The organism is Sphingopyxis sp. HIX (genome assembly GCF_001468285.1).
GTDB lineage: Bacteria > Pseudomonadota > Alphaproteobacteria > Sphingomonadales > Sphingomonadaceae > Sphingopyxis.
In genome coordinates this window covers 1-17,154 of record NZ_LNSB01000002.1, presented here as the reverse complement: position 1 = coordinate 17,154, position 17,154 = coordinate 1, and the positions used below count along the sequence as shown (strand labels likewise).

Genomic DNA, 17,154 nt, shown 5'->3' with positions numbered 1-17,154 from the left:
GCCTCCTACAGATCGATGCCATCGCCAGGATCGAGCGATGCCTGCCGAGCGACCTGGCGCATGGTCTGCGTCATGCGGCTGAGGCGCGCAGCATCCTCATCGACGTCGTCGCGAGGATCGATCTCGAATTCGTTGTCGACGATCGCCTTGCGTTCGACGGTTTTCATGCGGCTCAGTTCAGGCTGATGCCGTTGCTCGGAGTCCGTCGGGTCGTCGTCGGCTAGGTTATCTGCCGTAGCTGGCGCACTCAGCACGGGAGGTTCCGGTATGGCGAGCGCGCTCCAATCGTCGGCTCGAGCGCTTGCGGGCTTCGTGAGTGCGGGAGGCGTAAGGATGCGCTCCTGAAGCCGACGATCCTCGTAATAGCGTGCCTTCTTTGCGCGGATAGGCGGGATGCCGGCGACCATGACGATCTCGTCTGACGGCGGGAGCTGCATGATCTCGCCCGGCGTGAGCAATTGCCGTGCAGTCTCCGAGCGCGACACCATCAGGTGGCCGAGCCAGGGCGATAGCCGGTGGCCGGCATAGTTCTTCATGGCCTTCATTTCGGTCGCGGTGCCAAGCGCATCCGAAACGCGCTTCGCAGTTCGCTCGTCGTTGGTGGCGAAGCTGACGCGCACATGGCAGTTATCGAGGATCGAGTTGTTCGGACCGTAGGCTTTCTCGATTTGGTTCAGCGATTGCGCGATGAGGAACGCCTTCAGACCGTAACCCGCCATGAAGGCGAGCGCGCTCTCGAAAAAGTCCAAGCGCCCAAGCGCAGGAAACTCGTCGAGCATGAGCAGCAGCCGATGGCGATTGCCTTTCGCCTGGAGGTCCTCGGTCAGACGGCGGCCGACCTGATTAAGGATCAGGCGGATCAGCGGCTTGGTCCGGTTTATGTCAGATGGCGGCACCACGAGGTAGAGCGTGGTCGGATACTTGCCGCCGACCATGTCGGCGATGCGCCAGTCGCACCGACGGGTAACTGCCGCGACCACGGGATCGCGATACAGGCCGAGGAACGACATCGCTGTCGACAACACCCCGGAGCGCTCGTTATCGGACTTGTTGAGCAGCTCGCGGGCGGCGCTGGCAATCACCGGATGTGGACCGGCCTCGCCGAGATGGGCGGTCTTCATCATCGCCGCGAGCGTCGACTCGATCGGGCGCTTCGGATCGGAGAGGAAGGCGGCGACGCCGGCCAACGTCTTGTCGGCCTCTGCGTACAGGACATGCAGGATCGCGCCGACCAGAAGCGCGTGCGATGTCTTCTCCCAGTGATTTCGCTTTTCGAGCGAGCCTTCCGGGTCGACGAGAATGTCTGCGATGTTCTGCACGTCGCGGACTTCCCATTCGCCGCGGCGCACTTCGAGCAGTGGGTTGTAGGCCGCCGACTTCGCGTTCGTCGGATCGAAGAGCAGCACGCGGCCATGCCGTGCGCGATAGCCGGCGGTGAGCGTCCAGTTCTCGCCCTTGATGTCGTGGACGATCGCCGACCCCGGCCAGGTCAGGAGCGAAGGCACCACCAGGCCCACGCCCTTGCCGGAACGGGTCGGCGCGAAGCACAGCACATGCTCCGGACCGTCATGGCGGAGATACTCGCGCTCATGCCTGCCGAGTACGACTCCGTCGGGGCCGAGCAGTCCTGCCGCCTTCACCTCTTCCGGTCGTGCCCAGCGGGCCGAGCCATAGGTCTCGACATTCTTGGCTTCACGCGCCCGCCATACCGACATGCCGATCGCGACGGCGATGGAGATGAAGCCACCCGACGCGGCGATGTAGGCGCCCTCGACGAAGATCGGCGGCGCATAGGCGTCGTAGAAATACCACCACCAGAAGAAGGCCGGGGGATAATAGATCGGCCATCCGGCCAGTTCGAACCAAGGCTGACCGAGCTGGGGCTGGAAGCCGAGACGGTAGGCTGTCCATTGCGTGGCGCCCCAGGTCGTCATCAAGACGATCAGGAACACGGTGAGGATCTGCCCCCAGAGGATTTTCGTCGCCGACATGGCAGGCACTCCTTTCTTGGTGGGGCTACATGCCGAGGCCGCGATTGCGGCCGAAGCTCCAGTCGACGCCGCCGCCCCCGCGTGAGACCCCGGAGACGTGCTGGCCGAGTTGACGTTCGAGAGACGGCGTCCAGGGCACGAGCTGGAAGCCGAGCCCGTCGTCGATCATGGCGAAGCGGCCCGAGGCGAGCGCAAAGCGTTGCCGATAGGTGCCCGCTACATACTCACCCGTTCCGGCCTTGGTGAATGGCCGGCCGGTTTCGGCCGCGAGCTTCTCGCCGAGCGCTTCGACCTCGCGCTGGCGCAGCGAGTCGATCAGTCCGGGCGAGAAGCTGACGCCACGGGTCTGCCGTTCGGCGAGCCCTTGGTGGATAAGATGCTCGGCGCGTCGGTCCATTGCCTGCCGCACCTCCGCGCCAAAGCCGCCACCACCGAGAGCCACCGGTTCGCGGGCGATGGCCTGCCGGTCGAGCCAGGTGGCGCCGGTCGCATGGACCTGCTGTTCGATATCGAGATCGGATCGAACAGCGAGTGCGACACGGCGGCGGCCCTGCACGTCGTCAAACTTGCGCAGCTCGACGATCGAACCCGGCGCGCTGTCGGCAGCCGCGTCGAGATCGGGGAGCTTAATATGATGGGTTCGCCCGTCGGTGCCGTCGACTACGGCGTAGGCCGTGCCCTTCAGTTCGTTGTCGAGACCGCGATCGACCAGACGCCCGATGACAGGGTCATCGATGCTTTCGCCCGCGAGCACATAGCTTCCGGCGCCACGCTCTATGCCGCGCTCGGTCAGGCCACGATGGATGCGCTTGATGATGTCGCCGCGTTCACCGAGGGCGCGCAGCGTCTTCTCCGCAGTCTCCGAGACAACCCACTGACCGGGACCGACCTGATCGGCGAGATCAAGCGTCTCCAGCTTGCGCAGCCTGCCGACCTTCAACGCGTGGAACTCGTCAGGCTTCTGATCGGGACGTGGCGCGAGGTCGACGATGCCGGTGCGATAGCTGTCGCGGGAGATCTGCCGATCGAGATCGGTCCAGCGTTCCGCCTCGACCTGACGTCCGAGGTTACGACGGATCTCCTGCTCGGTGCGGGGCCCCAGTTCCTGGGTGACGAGGTCTTGCGCGCGGGCGCGCATGCCTTCCTTGATGTAGTCGCGGGAGATTACGAGGTCCTGGCTGTCGTCGGTACGTCCCCGCAGGATGATGTGGACATGGGGATTGTCGGTGTTCCAATGATCGACGCCGACCCAATCGAGCTTGGTGCCGAGGTCCTTTTCCATCTGCCCCATCAGGTCGCGGGCGTATGTCCTGAGGTCGGACATCTCCGTTGCGTCCTCCGGTGAGACGATGAAGCGGAAATGATGGCGGTCGTCCTGGGTTCGCTCAGCGAAGGCCTTCGGATCGGCGTCTCCGGTCTCGGGACCGAACAGCTGGGCCTTCTCCCCGTCCCGGGTAACACCCTCGCGCCGGAGGTAGCTGAGGTGGGCGCTAAGCGGCGCGGCCTTAGCGGTGTGCCGCACGACGCGCGTCTTGATAACCACGTTGCGCGACCGGCTGGTCAGGAGCCGGTTTGCCTGCACTGTCGCGCGTTGTCCGCGACCGAACCGCGAGCGATTGCTCGTGGTGATCTGGCCGGAGCGCGAGATGCGGCCGCCAGCCCGCTGTGCGGCCGCAAGTGCCTGAGCGATGAAGGGCCGTGCCTGTTGCGCGCGTGTCGAGCGGATGCGGCCAGGCCGGATGCGGAAATCGTCCTCGCCGCTCATCGCCAAAGCTCCGCACATCGCGCAAAGCGAAGGAACCACTTGGAAAAATGGCGATTGCGCAGGCTGCGCCAGTTGGGCGCACCTCGCGCAAATGCGCCATAAGTCCCTGAAAACACACGACCGCACCAAGCCGCACATCGCCGGCTTTTATCTCGCCATCGTTCGGTTGTGCTGACTGCTCCCCCTCCGCAGACTGCCCATCTCCCGCCAAGGCACGCCACGGTACGCACGGGTGCGAACGCGGTCATCGCGGTCCCCCGGAAACGCTGCGCGTAACGAAAAGGCCATCGGTGGGCGAAGCCACGGGGCCTTGATCGCGCACCGGGGCCGCCGCCGTGGCGGTGTCCGGCTTGCCGTCAGACTGCAACGGCACGGCAGCCTCTCTGCCGGCCGACTGTACGACGAAGAGCGGCGCTCTCGTCCAAGTTAGCGGATCGGCGGCCGCCACCATGACAGGGCCGGTGAGTTCACCGCCCCCGACGATGGGGGCGAGCGTCGCGACATAGGCGCGCGTTTCGGCCGGCAATGGGCGGCCGGCGAGATACTCTTCGTAGCGGCCCGGACCCGCGTTGTACGCCGCCAAAAACCCCGGCGATCCGTAGCGGTCGTGCATCTCGCGCAGATATGCAGCACCCGCCAGAATGTTGTCCCGGGGGTCGTAGGGGTTGCCGCCGAGCCGATGCCGGACGCGCAACTCCTCCCACGTGGCGGGCATGATTTGCATCAGGCTCATTGCGCCGGCCGACGAGATCGCGCGCACATCGCCCGCGCTTTCGACGCGCATGACGGCACGAATCCACGTTTCTGGAACGCCAAACCGCTGAGACGCCTCTGCGATGTACGCGCCATAGGGATCGCTGCGTGATGGCTGCTCGACCTGCGCCTGCTGGGCGCAGGCAGTGCTCGCGGCGGATCCGGCGAGGACCAGGCCGGAAAGGAGAAGGAGAGCTGCACGTCGGAGGGCGATCCTCCCTCCGACGACAGGTTTGATGCGTGTGGCGGGCATCGTTCAGTCCAGCTCGCCGCGCTTTGGCGGGCGGTTCCAGTGCAGGGCCCAGGCGGACTTGTCGTCGGCCGACTGGAACAGGTTGGCGCGGATCGGATGTTCGAAGGTCGGATCGTCAAGCTGCAGCGAGACGTATTCGCCGGCCTTCTCGCCGGTGCGCTTCCAGCCCGCGCCGATCTCCGCGCCGGTCTCGTTGCTCATGGTGTCGAGCACATGGACGCGGTAGTCGGGCGCGTTCTCAGCTTCGGATGGCTCGGCCGCGACGATGATGATGTCCTGGTGCAGGGAAAGTGTCGTCAGATGGCCGATGAAGCCATCATTCTCGCGCATGAATTGACCGATCACGGGCATTGTTCGTCTCCTTAAGATTGCGGTGGACAGGGTCATGGGCGCGCCGTCACCGCGTCGGCGCGCGCCAGACGAAGCGGCCATCGCCGTCCTCGTCGGTGTAGAGAGGGGTGGCCCGGCCGATCACGGCGGTGGCCGGAAGCGGGCCGAAGTAGCGGCCGTCGAGACTGTCGCGGACCTGCCAGTTCATCAGGAACAACTCTCCAGCCGCGACCAAGCGGCAGCCCTGCCAAACGGGGAGCGGGCGACCGCGACGATCGCGATCGAGGGCGTCGCCGATCGGCAGGCCGTCGACCGTGATGGCGAGCCCGGTCCGGCAAACCCGTTGACCCGGGAGCGCGGCGACGCGCTTCAAGAGCGGCACGCCGCGTGGCAGGTAGTCGCCATCGGACAGGAATGTTGCGAGCGGCTCGGGCGCGTCGACCGCCACCAGATCGGTCACGTCGAGGGCGCCCACATCGCCGATTGTGTAGAAGCCGACCGGCGTGCTGGCTGAAGCGTTCCAGATGAGGCGCGGCGCGAATGAGGCGATCGAGGCGAGGCCGAGAAGCGATACGGCCGCCGTCGTGACGATGGCGTAGGAGAGCCGGGTCATGCGCCGATCTCCCGACGTAGGAGAAAGGCCTGGTGCTGTCGCAGGCCGTAGGCGCGCGGCGCTTCGCCGACAGTCAGCCGGTTGTGGACGTGACGCCAATGATCCGGCGAGACCTCGATCGGGTCGATGCCGCGCGCCTCGATCGCGTCGATGGCTTGGAGCATGCGCTCCACCTTCGGCCAGCCGTCGACGCGCAAGAGGATGTCCGCGCCGGGCGTGACGGTCGGCATCGTCTGGCACGGCGCAGCAGGCTCAACAGCACGCAGGATGTCGAGGCGCGAGAGCACGGTCCCGTGCTCATTTGCGGCCCATCGGACCAGCGCAAAGATACTTCCGGGAGGGAAGAAGAGGATGCGTCGGCGCCGGTCGAGGATCTGTTCGCGTAGCTCGCGACCGAACCGTATCCATTGCTCCGTTCGCTTCTCGACCCAAGTAAGTTCGACCTGGGTGAGAGTGTCGGCCGGCAGCTCGATGGCGGCGCGGCCGACGCGCATTGGCGCGGCGACATGGCCGGTCATGATCCTTCTCCTGAGGGGGGTGGGAATTCGCGCTCGAACAGCGCGCGCAGCATGTCGGCGACGGTCTGACCGCGCTGGAAGGCGGCAATCTTGATGCGGCCGCGCATATCCGCAGTCACGTCGATCGTCAGTCGCGCCGAGAAGTCCTCGCCGGCTTGTGCGCGCGGGTGGTGGCGCTCGGGCGCCTTGATCCAGCTCTCCGGATCGACCGGACGCGCCGCGAAGCTGCGTTTCGGGGACCGCGCGCTCATGCGCCGATCCTCGCGACTTCCGCCGCGAGCGCGGCGATCTCGCGCGCGCCAGGGCAATCCTCGTCCTGCTCGGCGGCGAGCCGGCCGGTCTGCACGACATCGGCGAAGACGATGCGCTGGCCGATCGTGGTCGAGAGCAAGGGCGGGTCGTGATCCGCGAGCGTTTCGGCGGTCTCGCGCGCCAACACGGTGCGAGCCGCGCAGCGGTTCAGCACGAAGCGGGCGGCGAGCTGCGGGCGGTAGATGCGTGCCTCCCCGAGCAGCGAGAGCATTTCGGCGGAGGCCCAGCCATCGAGCGGCGACGGCTGCACCGGAATGAGCACGAGATCGGCCGCGAGCAGCGCCGAGCGCATCAGCCCAGCGACGCGCGGCGGGCCGTCGATGACGACATGGTCAACGTCGCGGGCCAACTCCGGCGCTTCGCGGTGGAGCGTGTCGCGGGCCAGGCCGACGACACCGAACAGTCGCTCCAACCCCTCTCGGCTGCGCTGCTGCGACCAGTCGAGCGCCGAACCCTGGGGGTCGGCGTCGATCAGCGTCACGCGCTGTCCACGGCGAGCCCATTCGCCGGCGAGGTGCAGGGCGAGCGTCGTCTTCCCGACGCCGCCCTTCTGGTTGAGCAGCGCGACGATCATGACGGTCTCCCGGCGATCGGGGACTCGTCCACAGCGGCCGAAAAGCACGGTCGCGTTAGAAAGATTCCGTAGGAATCTAGGTTAGATAAGTTACAGGGCTTGCAAGTCGCTGATTCAGCGCGAGGATTCGTCGAATCCGGTCCCCGATAGCACGAGACTTCGGTCCCCGATGGCACGATAGTGCCGGTCCCCGATAGCACGAGACGATTCACAGCTTATCCCCAGGGCGAGTTTTCGAGCGGCGACGGCGGCGCGGAATGCCAAGCGCGTCGGGATCGGTGGGTGCGAAGGACAGGATGTCGGGACCGCCGACGCACTGCTCGATGGTGAGCTGATACCCGGGGAGCGGCTGCCGGCGGACGATCTCGCGGAGGTCGTAGGCAAAGTGCTTGAGCGGCGAGAGGCTACCCGACTTTGCATGGAGGTGCGGAAAGTCGAAGCTCCAGCCGAACTCCTGCTTGCCGCCGTGCTTGCGCACCAGGCGGTACAGCCAGCGCTCCAGCCCTCCGGTCAGGCCGAAGTAGTTGCGGTCGATGGTGAGCACCAGCGCGTCGTCGAGCACTGCGCTGTAAAACCAGTCGGGAACGATGAGTTCGAGGCCGAGCGGCCTGCCGCGTTGGTCGGCTCGTTCCTTCCACTCGTTGATCCAGGAGAACCGGTGCATCCGACGCTCTGTCGGCTGGCGGATCGAGGTCGCGACGGTCGTCGACTGCAGTCGGTCGAGTGCGGCCTTGAGCCGATCGTAATCCCGCAGCGATACGCCGCGGCCGATGAAGTTCAGGATTTCATACGGGGTCGTGGCCATCAGCCGCGATGGCTGGAGCCCCACGTCGCGAGCCTCGACGATCTGTGAGGCGGCCCAGATGAGGATGTCGGCGTCCCAGATCGTCGCCATGCCATGCTCGGGCACTGCCTCGACACGGATCTTGACCGAGCCGGCCTTGAAGTCGATCGGCGCAAGCCGCTTCGACTTGGCGAGCGAGAAGAATGGATAGGCCATCAGGTCCTGCGCATCGCGAGGCGCCAAGTCACCGGGCAGCGCCCGGAAGAGGTCGAGTTGCGCTCTCTCGTCGCTGCGTTGATGGCGGGACGACATCACGGAGACCGGATCAGCGAAGGCCGGAAGTGCCGGCGTTGCGGCCTTGGGAGGCCGCAGCTTTCGCAGGAGCGACGATGCCGCCACGCGGATCCGAGGTCGAGGTCACCAAGCCGCGATCGGCCCACGCCTGCAGGTCGGTCAGCGAATAGACCACCCGTCCACCGAGCTTCCGGTAGGTCGGTCCGGTGCCATATGTTCGGTGCTTTTCGAGCGTGCGCTCCGACAGCCCGAGAAAGCGCGCGGCTTCCTCTGTCCTGAGGTAGCGTGGCGGCATGGGGGCGGCCGTTTCGTCCATGATCGAACCTCCGTGGTTTCGCGGCGCCTGCCTCGGACAGGCGGCGGATTGCGGTCACGGTGGCGCGATTGCGGCGGTCGGCACGATGTCGAAGTAAAGGAGATAAGTTCGACACCCTTTGGGGGGTCAGCGGTCTCGGCGTGGCCGACGCAAGATCGAACGATAGCCGCCCTGGACGAGCTTCGCGCCGTCTCTAGCCAGGCGAATGGTCGTCTCGCGGATTGCGCTGCCTACCCACGAGGCTGCGTCGTGATCATGTTTGGGAAAGACGGCGTCGGCGATTGCACGATACGTCGCTCCGGATGCCCGACCGTCGAGGACGCGCAGCATTTCGCGCGCCCGCTTTTGTCGGGATCGGGTGATACGCGGATCCGGCGGGACGGTTTTTCCAGCGAGAGCCGCCCAAAAACGAGCCAGCGCGCTCAGGCGGTCGGGCGTAAGCTCATCGAGAAGGACCATGGCCGCGAGACTTCCGGCACCGTCGCGGAAAGAAGCGTCGAACTTTTCGCCCCGGATCTGAAGGCGCAGCATCTCGCCATCGATGCCATTTATGGCCTGCGCCCTGATGAAATCGTCAAGTGAGGGAGGCGTGTGAGCCGTCGGGATTTTGCCGAGGACGACGATCGATGGATCGAAGTGGGCGTCCCAAAAGACTGGAGAGACGATTGCAGATGCAGAAGGGTCTGCCGGGAAATCGCAACCCCCATCGGGATGTAAACTCCCGGGTCAGTTCTTCGGTGTTGTCGCCTGCCTGGAGGAATTCGTCGTATGATCGCCGGTACTCGGTGTTTCTCCGCAAAAACTCCCAGGCAAGATCTCCGGGAGACAGAGCATCGACATAGTCGTAAGCGGCCTCTGACCGCCAAGAATCTTCTTCAGACATCCTCCACAGCCTCCGCAGTTTTAGCGCGCGAATTGAGCTGCGGACACGATTCCAAGTTGTGTGAGGGCTGGGAATAACGAAGGCGGAGCAACGTGATGCGAAACCTGCATCACGTTCAGTTCACGCGGCCGGCCAGCAAACCGCTATAGCCGTTCTTCGTCATCCACTTTGCGCGCGCGAGATGCGAGCGGTGAACGCGCTCGGCACGCTCGGGCTCGGCGTTCACCGAAATCCCGAAAATCGTCTCGACGACGTCTGCCCAGGAAGCGCCTTGCGCTTCGGCATCCAGCAAACGCAGGTAAAGCTTCACATTGGCCGCGTCATACGCGGTCGGCGTCGCGCTGCTTGGCGGTTCATCAAGAAATAAGCTTGTAGTCACGGCGTTCCCCGGCGCGGATATCCATCCATACTGGAGCATTTTGTTAACGATCTTACGAGCGAGCTTCTAGCGCAACCCGATGAGAGGGGCGTTTGCGAGTTCGCTCCTCGCGTGCCGTCAGGCTTGCCCTTTGCGATCAACCACCATCACTCCCACACCACGGTCGGAGCTCAGGAACACGACGCCATTCTGTTCGAAAGCGCGCCTGACCTCATCCCGCGTGCTCTCGTACACCTCGAGGCCACTGGCGGACTCGAGGCGCTTGAGGGCGGTCAGAGATACGCGAGCCTTGTCAGCGAGCGTCTCCTGTGTCCAACCCAGCAACGCGCGCGCGGCCCGTGATTGTCGGGCGGTGATCATGCATGATCACCTCCCACTCGGACCTACGCGCACGCCAGAACTACGACTATAATAGTCGCCCTATGCCAGTTTGGCCACCGCAAAGCCGACCGGGCAAACGTCAGCTGATTCGGTTGCCAGAAAGCTGAAAGGCCCCGACCTTCTGGCCGGGGCCTTGCGCGGAGGCCTCAGTCGCCGCGCCGCCCGCTCGGGCGGGACCAGATCAGCGAGAAGGTATCGCCGTCCTCGTCGTCGAAGAGGTTGGCGTAGATCGGGGCGTTGAAGCTCGGATCGTCGAGCTTGAGGCCGAGATAGTCGCGGCCCTCGTTGGAGCGCTTCGACCAGGCGGCGCCGATCTCGGCGCGGCCCACCAGGACGCGGTGGCTGGGAGCGTTCTCGCCAGTGGCGCGGGTATCGGGGACGATGCGCACGCCCTTGGCCTGGACGCTGAGGGTGACGATTTCGCCGGTGAACTCGTTCGAGCCGGTCTTCTTGAAGGTGCCGATGGTCGCCATTGTAATTCTCCGTTTTCCGTTCCCGAGCCCGCACCATTGCGGCCTCGATGGCGATCGGCAGGCCGGAGGCGGTCGACGGCGCACCCCGAAGGGGCCTGACAGCTTAGGAGGGCTTTCTTGTCTCGCGAGGAATGACGGCGCAGCCGGCAGGGGAAGAAAGTTCGACGCGGCTGTTGCGTCATAGGCGATCGAGGCGAAGCCGTACTTCGGCCAGATCAGGCCATTGAAGAGGCCGTTTGGAGCGGTCTAGGCACGGTCAGATAACGGAGAAGATGGCGACCCTCCCGCATCGGCAAGTTGGCGCAGGGTGTGCGCAGCGGCTTCGTTCCCCATCGACAGGCATTGCTCCAGCATCTCCGTCCACTGCCACCGGGAGTGTCTCTGCCTTCGGTGCACGGACGGATGCGCTGCCGGTGTTGCCCAAAGCGCTCCCCCGCGGGTTGCTTTTCGGGGCGATGAACAATCAGCACCCACCGCTTCATCTGCAACCTCGGAGGCTACGAGGATATGCTTTGTTCGGTGCTGTTCCGGTCCGCCGAGACGACGTCGACAAAGATCATGCCCGAGTAAGGTCCGGGCTGGATGGGCTGGGAGTCGCCACTAGTCCAGCGACCCGGAGGAAGGCGGTGATCCCGACCGCGACGGCCCCGAAGATCGAAAACGCCATCTGCCACGCTTCCGACGGCATCAGGTGCTTCACGATGCCATGGGTGGCATGAAAACCCGCGATCGCCGCCGGGGCGACGAAGGCGATCGCCACGACGAGTTTCAGCCACATCGAGCGGACGAAGGCGATCAGGAGGTGCCCGATGGCGAGCGTCATCGCCGCCGCGAGCGCGCCCACGACGACAGCGCCGGCAATGCCGGCGCCGCCTTCGTTGGCCCAGGCGCCCGTCGTCACGCCGACGAAGGCGGGCAGAGCGAAAACGGCCAAGGTGAACACCAGCCAGCAGAGCAGGCCGACGGCGAAGAGGGATGCGAGTATGGCAAAGACGATCATGGCAGTGGTTTCCAATCGTTCATGGCTGACGATCGCGCCTCCACCACCACCACAGCGCGCCTGAAGTATAGCGAATGACAAGCCGGGACGGGAGCGGAAATCCTGCCGGACTTCCGCTTGCGGCCGTGAAGCCTTGCCCGCGATCAGTGGGCGAAGGGATCAACCTCATGGACGATCGCGGCGAGTTCGCCGTCATATTCGCCCGCGGGCATGACACCCATGCTGCCGTCGCCCGCCTGGAAGATGACAATCGAGACCATCAGGGTGGTGGCGAGGCTGAAGGCGAAGGCGTGAGCTTGATTGAGGGACATCTGCTGGGCTCCTGCTGGAGCGGGGGACCATCCCCCGCCGACAGGCGCCCGAAGTGTTCGGCCGTGGACTGCAATCACCGCGCAGGCGTAGCCGCAGCGGCGGCATGCTGGCATAGCCGACCCTTCATGGGTTGATGGCGACAAGTCCGCGGCTGGACCAAGGATCAGCGCTGATAGGCGGAGGTGGTCTTCGCGTCGGGAGACCCGTTTTACAGTCTCGACACTGCTTTCGACTCAGCCTCGCGTCGTGTCCTCAGATGGCTATTTGCGCTATGCTCTTGGCAGCAAGTGTAGAGTCGCGAAGGGCTGGACGATGGCGGAGTTCACAGGAAGGAGCCTGCACCTCTTGAAGAAGGCTTTGACGATCGCTGTGCTGGCGATCGAGCGGCAGCCGGGCCCCTTCCAGTCGTCTTCGGACCAAGCGGATATGAAAGCGCTTCTCGACGCGTTGATCGAAAACGACACCGAGCTTGCCTTCTACGCGCGATCCGCCCGTATCGCAGTGACAGGCGAGCCAGACTGAACGTGGGGCTGCCAATGACGGAGACGCTCGCTTTCGAGAAGCGACACAAGGACGGAAGCTTGTGGGTCGTCGGCCAGACGATGGAGGGACAACCTACCGGATACTGGGAGTGGTTTCGCCGGGACGGTTCGAAGCTGCGGTCCGGCTACTTCGACGACGGTCAGCAGGTTGGTGATTGGACCACGTATGATCGCTCCGGGTGCGTCTACAAAGTCACGAAGATGAAGCGCTAGGCAGCGGCGCATGCGTGGCGGCGCTTACGCGCCGCCGTGCTTCCAAACCGGAATGCCGAGTTTCTTGGCCTTGTCGGCGAGGTTGTCATTTATGCCCGTGCCCGGGAAGTGCAGCACGCCCTTCGGCACGATCTCGAGCATCTGGTCATTCCGCTTGAACGGTGCCGACCGTCCGTGCTTGGTCCAATCGGGTGCAAAGCCGATCTGCGGAACGTTGCGGTTCGATGCCCAGAGCGAGGCGATCCTCTCGGCACCCTTTGGCGACTTTCCATGGACGAGAACCATGCCGGCGTGCTTGGCGTGAACCTGATCGAGCTTTGCCCAGATAAGCTGGTGATCATTGAAGTCGAGGCCGCCGGTGACGACGATCTTGGGGCCAGGCGGCAGGAGCACCTCTTGATCGGCGCGCTTCTTCGCCATCAAGAAGTCGCGGCTGTCGATCATCGCCGAAGTCAGATTGCGATGGTTGACCTTCGATCCGCTGCGCGGGAGCCAAGGCTTGCCGACGTGGCGTTCGTAGTGTTCGGCGGCCTGGTCGCGCATTAGCTCGAAGGCGTTCTGGCGCTCTATCAGCGTGATCCCCTCTGCGATCAGGCGCTCCAGTTCGACCGATTTCACCTCGCTGCCGTCCTGTTCGCGCTGCGCCCGCTTCTGGGACTGCTCATTGTCATCCAGTTCGCGGCCGATCCGGTCGGTCGCGCGGTGGAAAACGTTCACGGTCGACCAGAGGAGATCGTCGAGGTCAGGTTCGAGGCGCGTGTCTGCCAGGGTGCCGATTAGAGCGTCGAAGATGTCGGCGACGGCGCCCGCGACCTGGTTGCCGTCCGGCAGAAGCCGCTGGTCGGGCTCGTCGGTGAAGGGTCGGTAGCCGTGAAGTTGCAGTTCGTTAAGGACATGGTCGGTGGGTGAGGACTCGTGATGCGGTTCGTAGTCGTCGTGATCGCGCATGGGATGCTCCATCGGTTGGACCGCGACCGTCGCGGCCTTCATGGCGACGAAGCCCGCGGGCCGGACGGCCGGGCACCCGGAGCGAAAGCGTAGGGCTCGATGGCTAAGGCCGGCTATTTTGCTTCGCGATGGAAAGCGGCCTCTGGGCCGCGCCGGAAAATAGTTGGCCGCCGCCATTGCCCGGTTGGCCGGCTTGTGGGCCGATCGCCCTCTCGAAGGCCGAGGCGCGGTCCCCCTCCGATGGATGATGCATCCGCCGAGCACGACGGCGAACCTCACGCCCGTTCTCCTGCCGGCTATGCCGCCAACGCCATGAAGCGCGCGATGTCCTGCGGCGCGACCTGCAACCGGGCTTCCACGCTCAATGCGTCCAGGCCGAGGCTGCGCAGATCCTCGTTGAAGTCGCCCAGCTGCGGCGAGATGACAATCGGCTCGATCCCGGCCGCGTCGGCCCGTTCAATGAGGGTGTCGCGCGCAGCGTCACCGGCCGGATCGTTGTCGCGGACGATGTAGAGCCGCCGCAGTGTGTCGGGGAACAGGATGGCAGCGAGATGGGCCGCGGAGAGCGCCGCCAGCATAGGCATGTCGGGAAGGACCTGACGAAGCGACAGGACGGTCTCGATGCCTTCGCCCGCCGCTATCACATCGCTGCCTATGCCGAAGCGGACCGCGTTGCCGAGAAGATCGCCCATGGCTCGCCTCGGCGTGTCGATTGGCGCCTTGTCGCGGCGGCGCGGATCGAGCCAGGTGCGATGCGCCCCGGTGATCTTGCCGTCGAGGTCGGTGACGGCCGCGATCATCGCCGGCCAGGTCTCGGTCGGCGAATGCTCTTCGGGGCGATAATAGCAGCGCGGGTGGAAATGCAGGCTTCCGGTTCCGCGCAAATCCGTAATGCCGCGTTCCCGTAAATATGTTTGTACGAGCGTGCCGTGGATCGGCTGCGACATGCGGACCAGTCGGCGGGCCGCTTCGGGGGAGCCATGCGGCGCTGGGTTCTGCCGCTCGTGCTGACGGGCCTCCGGTGCCGGCGGCATCGAGAGAAAGGTCCGCGCCTCGTCGGCGACATCCTTGAAGTCGATGAGGCCGCAGCTTTCTCGGATGACGTCGAGGAGATCGCCATGCTCGCCGGTGGCCGCGTCGGTCCATTTGCCGGCGGGACCTTTCGGCGTGTCCTTGAGCCGGACATACATCGAGCGGCCGGGTGTGTTGCGCGCATCGCCCACGAGCCAGTAGTTGCCCTCGCGGCGACCGCTGGAAAGATAATGCCGGCACACCGCCTCGGCCTGCCGGCCGAGACGGTGCGCGAGATCGGAAGCGTCCTGACGTGCCATCACGCGGCCTCCCGCTCGGAGATGCGAGCCACGGGATATGTATCGAGCACCTTGGCGAGGACGCCCGGTCCGGCGGAGTCGGCCGGCACGAAAAAGCGGAGCTTCCACGAGATGATCTCGCTGAACAGGCCGTAGGTGCGCAGCCGGTCCCGCATCGCCTCGGTGAAGCCGGTCAGCTCCAGGCGCTGGGCATTCATGACGCGGGCGCGCCGAAGCTGAAGGCCGTCAGCGAGATCGAGGATCGTCGTGCCGTCCATCAGAGCGGTGAAGGCCTGCTCAGGGGTCAGCGATGTTGCGCCCGTGGTGACGGCGTTTGCCGCCCAGGCGGGCGAGACGCGGCGGCCGATGATGCGCTCGCCGCCATCGGTCTGGAGCCGGTAGACCCGCGTCGACTCGTTTGGCAGCCGCTTCCAGATCGGCAACAACAGGCCGGCGACAATGTGGATCGTGCTGTCGGAAAACTCCGGCACGTCATTCAACTCAGCCCACCACGCGGCGGCGAAGGCGGCGCGATCGGCTTCCTCCCAATGGCTCTCACCCATCATGCGCAGCGGCGCATAGTGCTGCTCCATCGGCCGGACCAGGCAGACGCGGCGCTCGATCTCGCCATCGTCGAGCATCATCGATGGTGCGGAAATCTGCACGGCGGCGCGGCCGGAGCGACCATTGACCAGGAGCCGTGCGCGCGGATCGGAGAGATGATCGAGCGCGTCGGCGAGGCTCGTCGGTCGATTGCGCTCCCGGCGGGTGATGGTGAGAAGCCGCGTTTCCGCGCCGGTGCCCGGGTGCGTATGGATCACCTCGCTGCCGGTGACGATGAAGCTCTCGGCCTGCAGCGTTTCGAGTCCGACGTCATAGACTCCACTGCGAACCGCCCCGTCGACCTTTGCCGTCAGGAGCTGCTCAAACGCCGTAAAAAGCACGCCCTGCAGGTCGATGGTCAGCGCGAGCAGACGGTTGAGGAAGGTCGTGATCGGCGGCAGCTCGTCCTTGATGCCGTTGTCATCCGTGAGTTTGAGTCCGGTGGCGGACTCAAAGCGGTCGAGCGAGCAGTTCTCGACCTTGCCACGCACGAGCAGCAGATAGAGCTGGCGCAGCGCATCGCGCGCATAGGGGCTTTCGAGATTGTCCTCTGGCCGGAAGAGACCCTGTCCGCCGGTCTGGCGCTGCCCACGCGTGATGGCGCCGAGTGTATCGAGCCTACGCGCGATCGTGGAGAGGAAGCGCTTCTCAGCCTTCACGTCAGTGGCGATCGGGCGGAAGAGCGGCGGTTGAGCTTGATTGGTCCTGTTGGTCCGACCGAGACCCTGGATCGCCGCATCGGCCTTCCAGCCCGGCTCCAGCAGATAGTGGATACGCAGGCGCTGGTTCTTCGCGCCAAGATCGGCGTGATAGCTGCGCCCCGTACCGCCCGCATCTGAGAAGACCAGGATGCGCTTCTGGTCGTCCATGAAGGCGGCGGCCTCGGCGAGATTGGCCGAGCCCGCCCGATTTTCGACGGCAAGGCGATCGCCCTTGCGCACAACGCGCCGTGAACGGCCGGTGACCTCGGCGACGACATCGGAGCCAAAGCGCTGGACGATCTGGTCGAGGGCGCCTGGAACGGGTTCTAGCGATGCGAGCCGTTCGATCAGCTCGTCACGGCGGGCGACGGCCTCCCTGCTCTCGATGGGGTGACCGTCCCGGAAGACTGGCCGCGACGACAGATTGCCCTCGCTGTCGGAGAACGGCTCGTAGAGCTGCACCGGGAAGGAATAGGCGAGATAGTCGAGGACATATTCCCGCGGCGTGATGTCGACACGCACGTCGTTCCATTCCTCGGTCGGGATCTCGGCCAGTCGGCGCTCCATCAGTGCCTCGCCGGTTGAGACGATCTGAATGACGGCGCTATGCCCGTCGGCCAGGTCCTGCTCGATCGAGCGGATCAGCGTCGGGGTCTTCATGCTGGTCAGCAGATGACCGAAGAACCGCTGCTTAGCGCTTTCGAATGCAGAACGCGCGGCCGATTTCGCCTGACGGTTCAGGGTGCCGCTATCGCCGGTGATGTTGGCGGCCTGCATCGCGGCGTCGAGATGGTTATGGATGATGGCTTATCGCGAGGAAGCGGTAATGCGGAGGAGCGCGGCGTAACCGGCGAATTCCCATGATAGTGTGCGCAGTTGCTGCGCATTATATTGGTTGCGAACCTC

The 17,154-nt window shown here is 65.0% G+C and carries 22 protein-coding genes; 2 read left to right on the top strand and 20 right to left on the bottom strand.

What is annotated here, in order from left to right:
- Positions 1-5 precede the first annotated feature (5 nt).
- From ATE62_RS01410 to ATE62_RS23500, 17 genes are all read right to left on the bottom strand, one after another.
- Positions 6-1,991: a conjugal transfer protein TraG gene (locus tag ATE62_RS01410; RefSeq protein ID WP_058454253.1), complete on the bottom strand. Its 1,986-nt coding sequence runs from the start codon at positions 1,989-1,991 to the stop codon at positions 6-8.
- A 25-nt stretch (positions 1,992-2,016) separates the two neighbouring features.
- Entirely contained in the window at positions 2,017-3,756 is a 1,740-nt protein-coding gene (locus ATE62_RS01405; protein ID WP_058454252.1) for a relaxase/mobilization nuclease domain-containing protein, read from the bottom strand.
- 244 nt (positions 3,757-4,000) lie between these two features.
- A complete protein-coding gene (locus ATE62_RS01400) occupies positions 4,001-4,762 on the bottom strand; it encodes a lytic transglycosylase domain-containing protein (protein WP_058454251.1) in 762 nt (253 codons plus the stop codon).
- Between the two features lie 3 nt (positions 4,763-4,765).
- Entirely contained in the window at positions 4,766-5,113 is a 348-nt protein-coding gene (locus ATE62_RS01395) for a DUF736 domain-containing protein (protein ID WP_058454250.1), read from the bottom strand.
- Positions 5,114-5,159: 46 nt separating this feature from the next.
- The gene (locus ATE62_RS01390) at positions 5,160-5,705 is read right to left on the bottom strand and encodes a S26 family signal peptidase (RefSeq protein WP_058454249.1); all 546 of its coding nucleotides are present in this window, start codon (positions 5,703-5,705) and stop codon (positions 5,160-5,162) included.
- Entirely contained in the window at positions 5,702-6,223 is a 522-nt protein-coding gene (locus ATE62_RS01385) for a DUF2840 domain-containing protein (protein ID WP_058454248.1), read from the bottom strand. The genes ATE62_RS01390 and ATE62_RS01385 overlap by 4 nt, the downstream gene beginning before the upstream one ends.
- Positions 6,220-6,474, bottom strand: coding sequence for a hypothetical protein (locus ATE62_RS01380; protein ID WP_058454247.1), 255 nt, complete (start codon positions 6,472-6,474; stop codon positions 6,220-6,222). Before ATE62_RS01380 ends, ATE62_RS01385 begins: the two co-directional genes overlap by 4 nt.
- Positions 6,471-7,109, bottom strand: coding sequence for a ParA family partition ATPase (gene parA, locus ATE62_RS01375; RefSeq protein ID WP_027297065.1), 639 nt, complete (start codon positions 7,107-7,109; stop codon positions 6,471-6,473). Before parA ends, ATE62_RS01380 begins: the two co-directional genes overlap by 4 nt.
- Positions 7,110-7,317: 208 nt before the next feature.
- Entirely contained in the window at positions 7,318-8,205 is an 888-nt protein-coding gene (locus ATE62_RS01370; RefSeq protein WP_058454246.1) for a replication initiator protein A, read from the bottom strand.
- 13 nt (positions 8,206-8,218) lie between these two features.
- The gene (locus ATE62_RS01365; protein WP_024350838.1) at positions 8,219-8,503 is read right to left on the bottom strand and encodes a helix-turn-helix transcriptional regulator; all 285 of its coding nucleotides are present in this window, start codon (positions 8,501-8,503) and stop codon (positions 8,219-8,221) included.
- 126 nt (positions 8,504-8,629) lie between these two features.
- The gene (locus tag ATE62_RS22695) at positions 8,630-8,962 is read right to left on the bottom strand and encodes a DUF2285 domain-containing protein (protein ID WP_223850426.1); all 333 of its coding nucleotides are present in this window, start codon (positions 8,960-8,962) and stop codon (positions 8,630-8,632) included.
- A gap of 115 nt (positions 8,963-9,077) precedes the next feature.
- Entirely contained in the window at positions 9,078-9,386 is a 309-nt protein-coding gene (locus ATE62_RS24095) for a transcriptional regulator domain-containing protein (protein WP_072492857.1), read from the bottom strand.
- Positions 9,387-9,501: 115 nt separating this feature from the next.
- Positions 9,502-9,804, bottom strand: coding sequence for a DNA -binding domain-containing protein (locus ATE62_RS01355; protein WP_058454244.1), 303 nt, complete (start codon positions 9,802-9,804; stop codon positions 9,502-9,504).
- Between the two features lie 78 nt (positions 9,805-9,882).
- Entirely contained in the window at positions 9,883-10,125 is a 243-nt protein-coding gene (locus ATE62_RS01350; RefSeq protein WP_027297061.1) for a helix-turn-helix domain-containing protein, read from the bottom strand.
- 167 nt (positions 10,126-10,292) lie between these two features.
- The gene (locus ATE62_RS01345) at positions 10,293-10,619 is read right to left on the bottom strand and encodes a DUF736 domain-containing protein (RefSeq protein WP_027297060.1); all 327 of its coding nucleotides are present in this window, start codon (positions 10,617-10,619) and stop codon (positions 10,293-10,295) included.
- Between the two features lie 556 nt (positions 10,620-11,175).
- On the bottom strand, positions 11,176-11,619 hold the full coding sequence (locus ATE62_RS01340) for a hypothetical protein (protein WP_058454243.1): 444 nt from the start codon (positions 11,617-11,619) through the stop codon (positions 11,176-11,178).
- A gap of 143 nt (positions 11,620-11,762) precedes the next feature.
- The gene (locus ATE62_RS23500) at positions 11,763-11,930 is read right to left on the bottom strand and encodes a hypothetical protein (protein ID WP_167541743.1); all 168 of its coding nucleotides are present in this window, start codon (positions 11,928-11,930) and stop codon (positions 11,763-11,765) included.
- Positions 11,931-12,243: 313 nt separating this feature from the next.
- On the opposite strand from ATE62_RS23500, the gene ATE62_RS01335 reads away from it, so the two are divergent.
- Both ATE62_RS01335 and ATE62_RS01330 read left to right on the top strand, forming a co-directional pair.
- A complete protein-coding gene (locus ATE62_RS01335; protein WP_058454242.1) occupies positions 12,244-12,453 on the top strand; it encodes a hypothetical protein in 210 nt (69 codons plus the stop codon).
- Between the two features lie 14 nt (positions 12,454-12,467).
- Entirely contained in the window at positions 12,468-12,686 is a 219-nt protein-coding gene (locus tag ATE62_RS01330; RefSeq protein ID WP_027297057.1) for a hypothetical protein, read from the top strand.
- 24 nt (positions 12,687-12,710) lie between these two features.
- Here the strand turns inward: ATE62_RS01330 and ATE62_RS01325 are convergent, their stop codons facing one another.
- From ATE62_RS01325 to ATE62_RS01315, 3 genes are all read right to left on the bottom strand, one after another.
- On the bottom strand, positions 12,711-13,634 hold the full coding sequence (locus ATE62_RS01325) for a DUF2493 domain-containing protein (protein WP_027297056.1): 924 nt from the start codon (positions 13,632-13,634) through the stop codon (positions 12,711-12,713).
- A 296-nt stretch (positions 13,635-13,930) separates the two neighbouring features.
- The gene (locus tag ATE62_RS01320; RefSeq protein WP_058454241.1) at positions 13,931-14,965 is read right to left on the bottom strand and encodes a DUF7146 domain-containing protein; all 1,035 of its coding nucleotides are present in this window, start codon (positions 14,963-14,965) and stop codon (positions 13,931-13,933) included.
- Complete coding sequence (locus ATE62_RS01315) at positions 14,965-16,815, bottom strand: strawberry notch C-terminal domain-containing protein (protein ID WP_231736042.1); 1,851 nt, start codon at positions 16,813-16,815, stop codon at positions 14,965-14,967. The genes ATE62_RS01320 and ATE62_RS01315 overlap by 1 nt, the downstream gene beginning before the upstream one ends.
- Between the last annotated feature and the right edge of the window lie 339 nt (positions 16,816-17,154).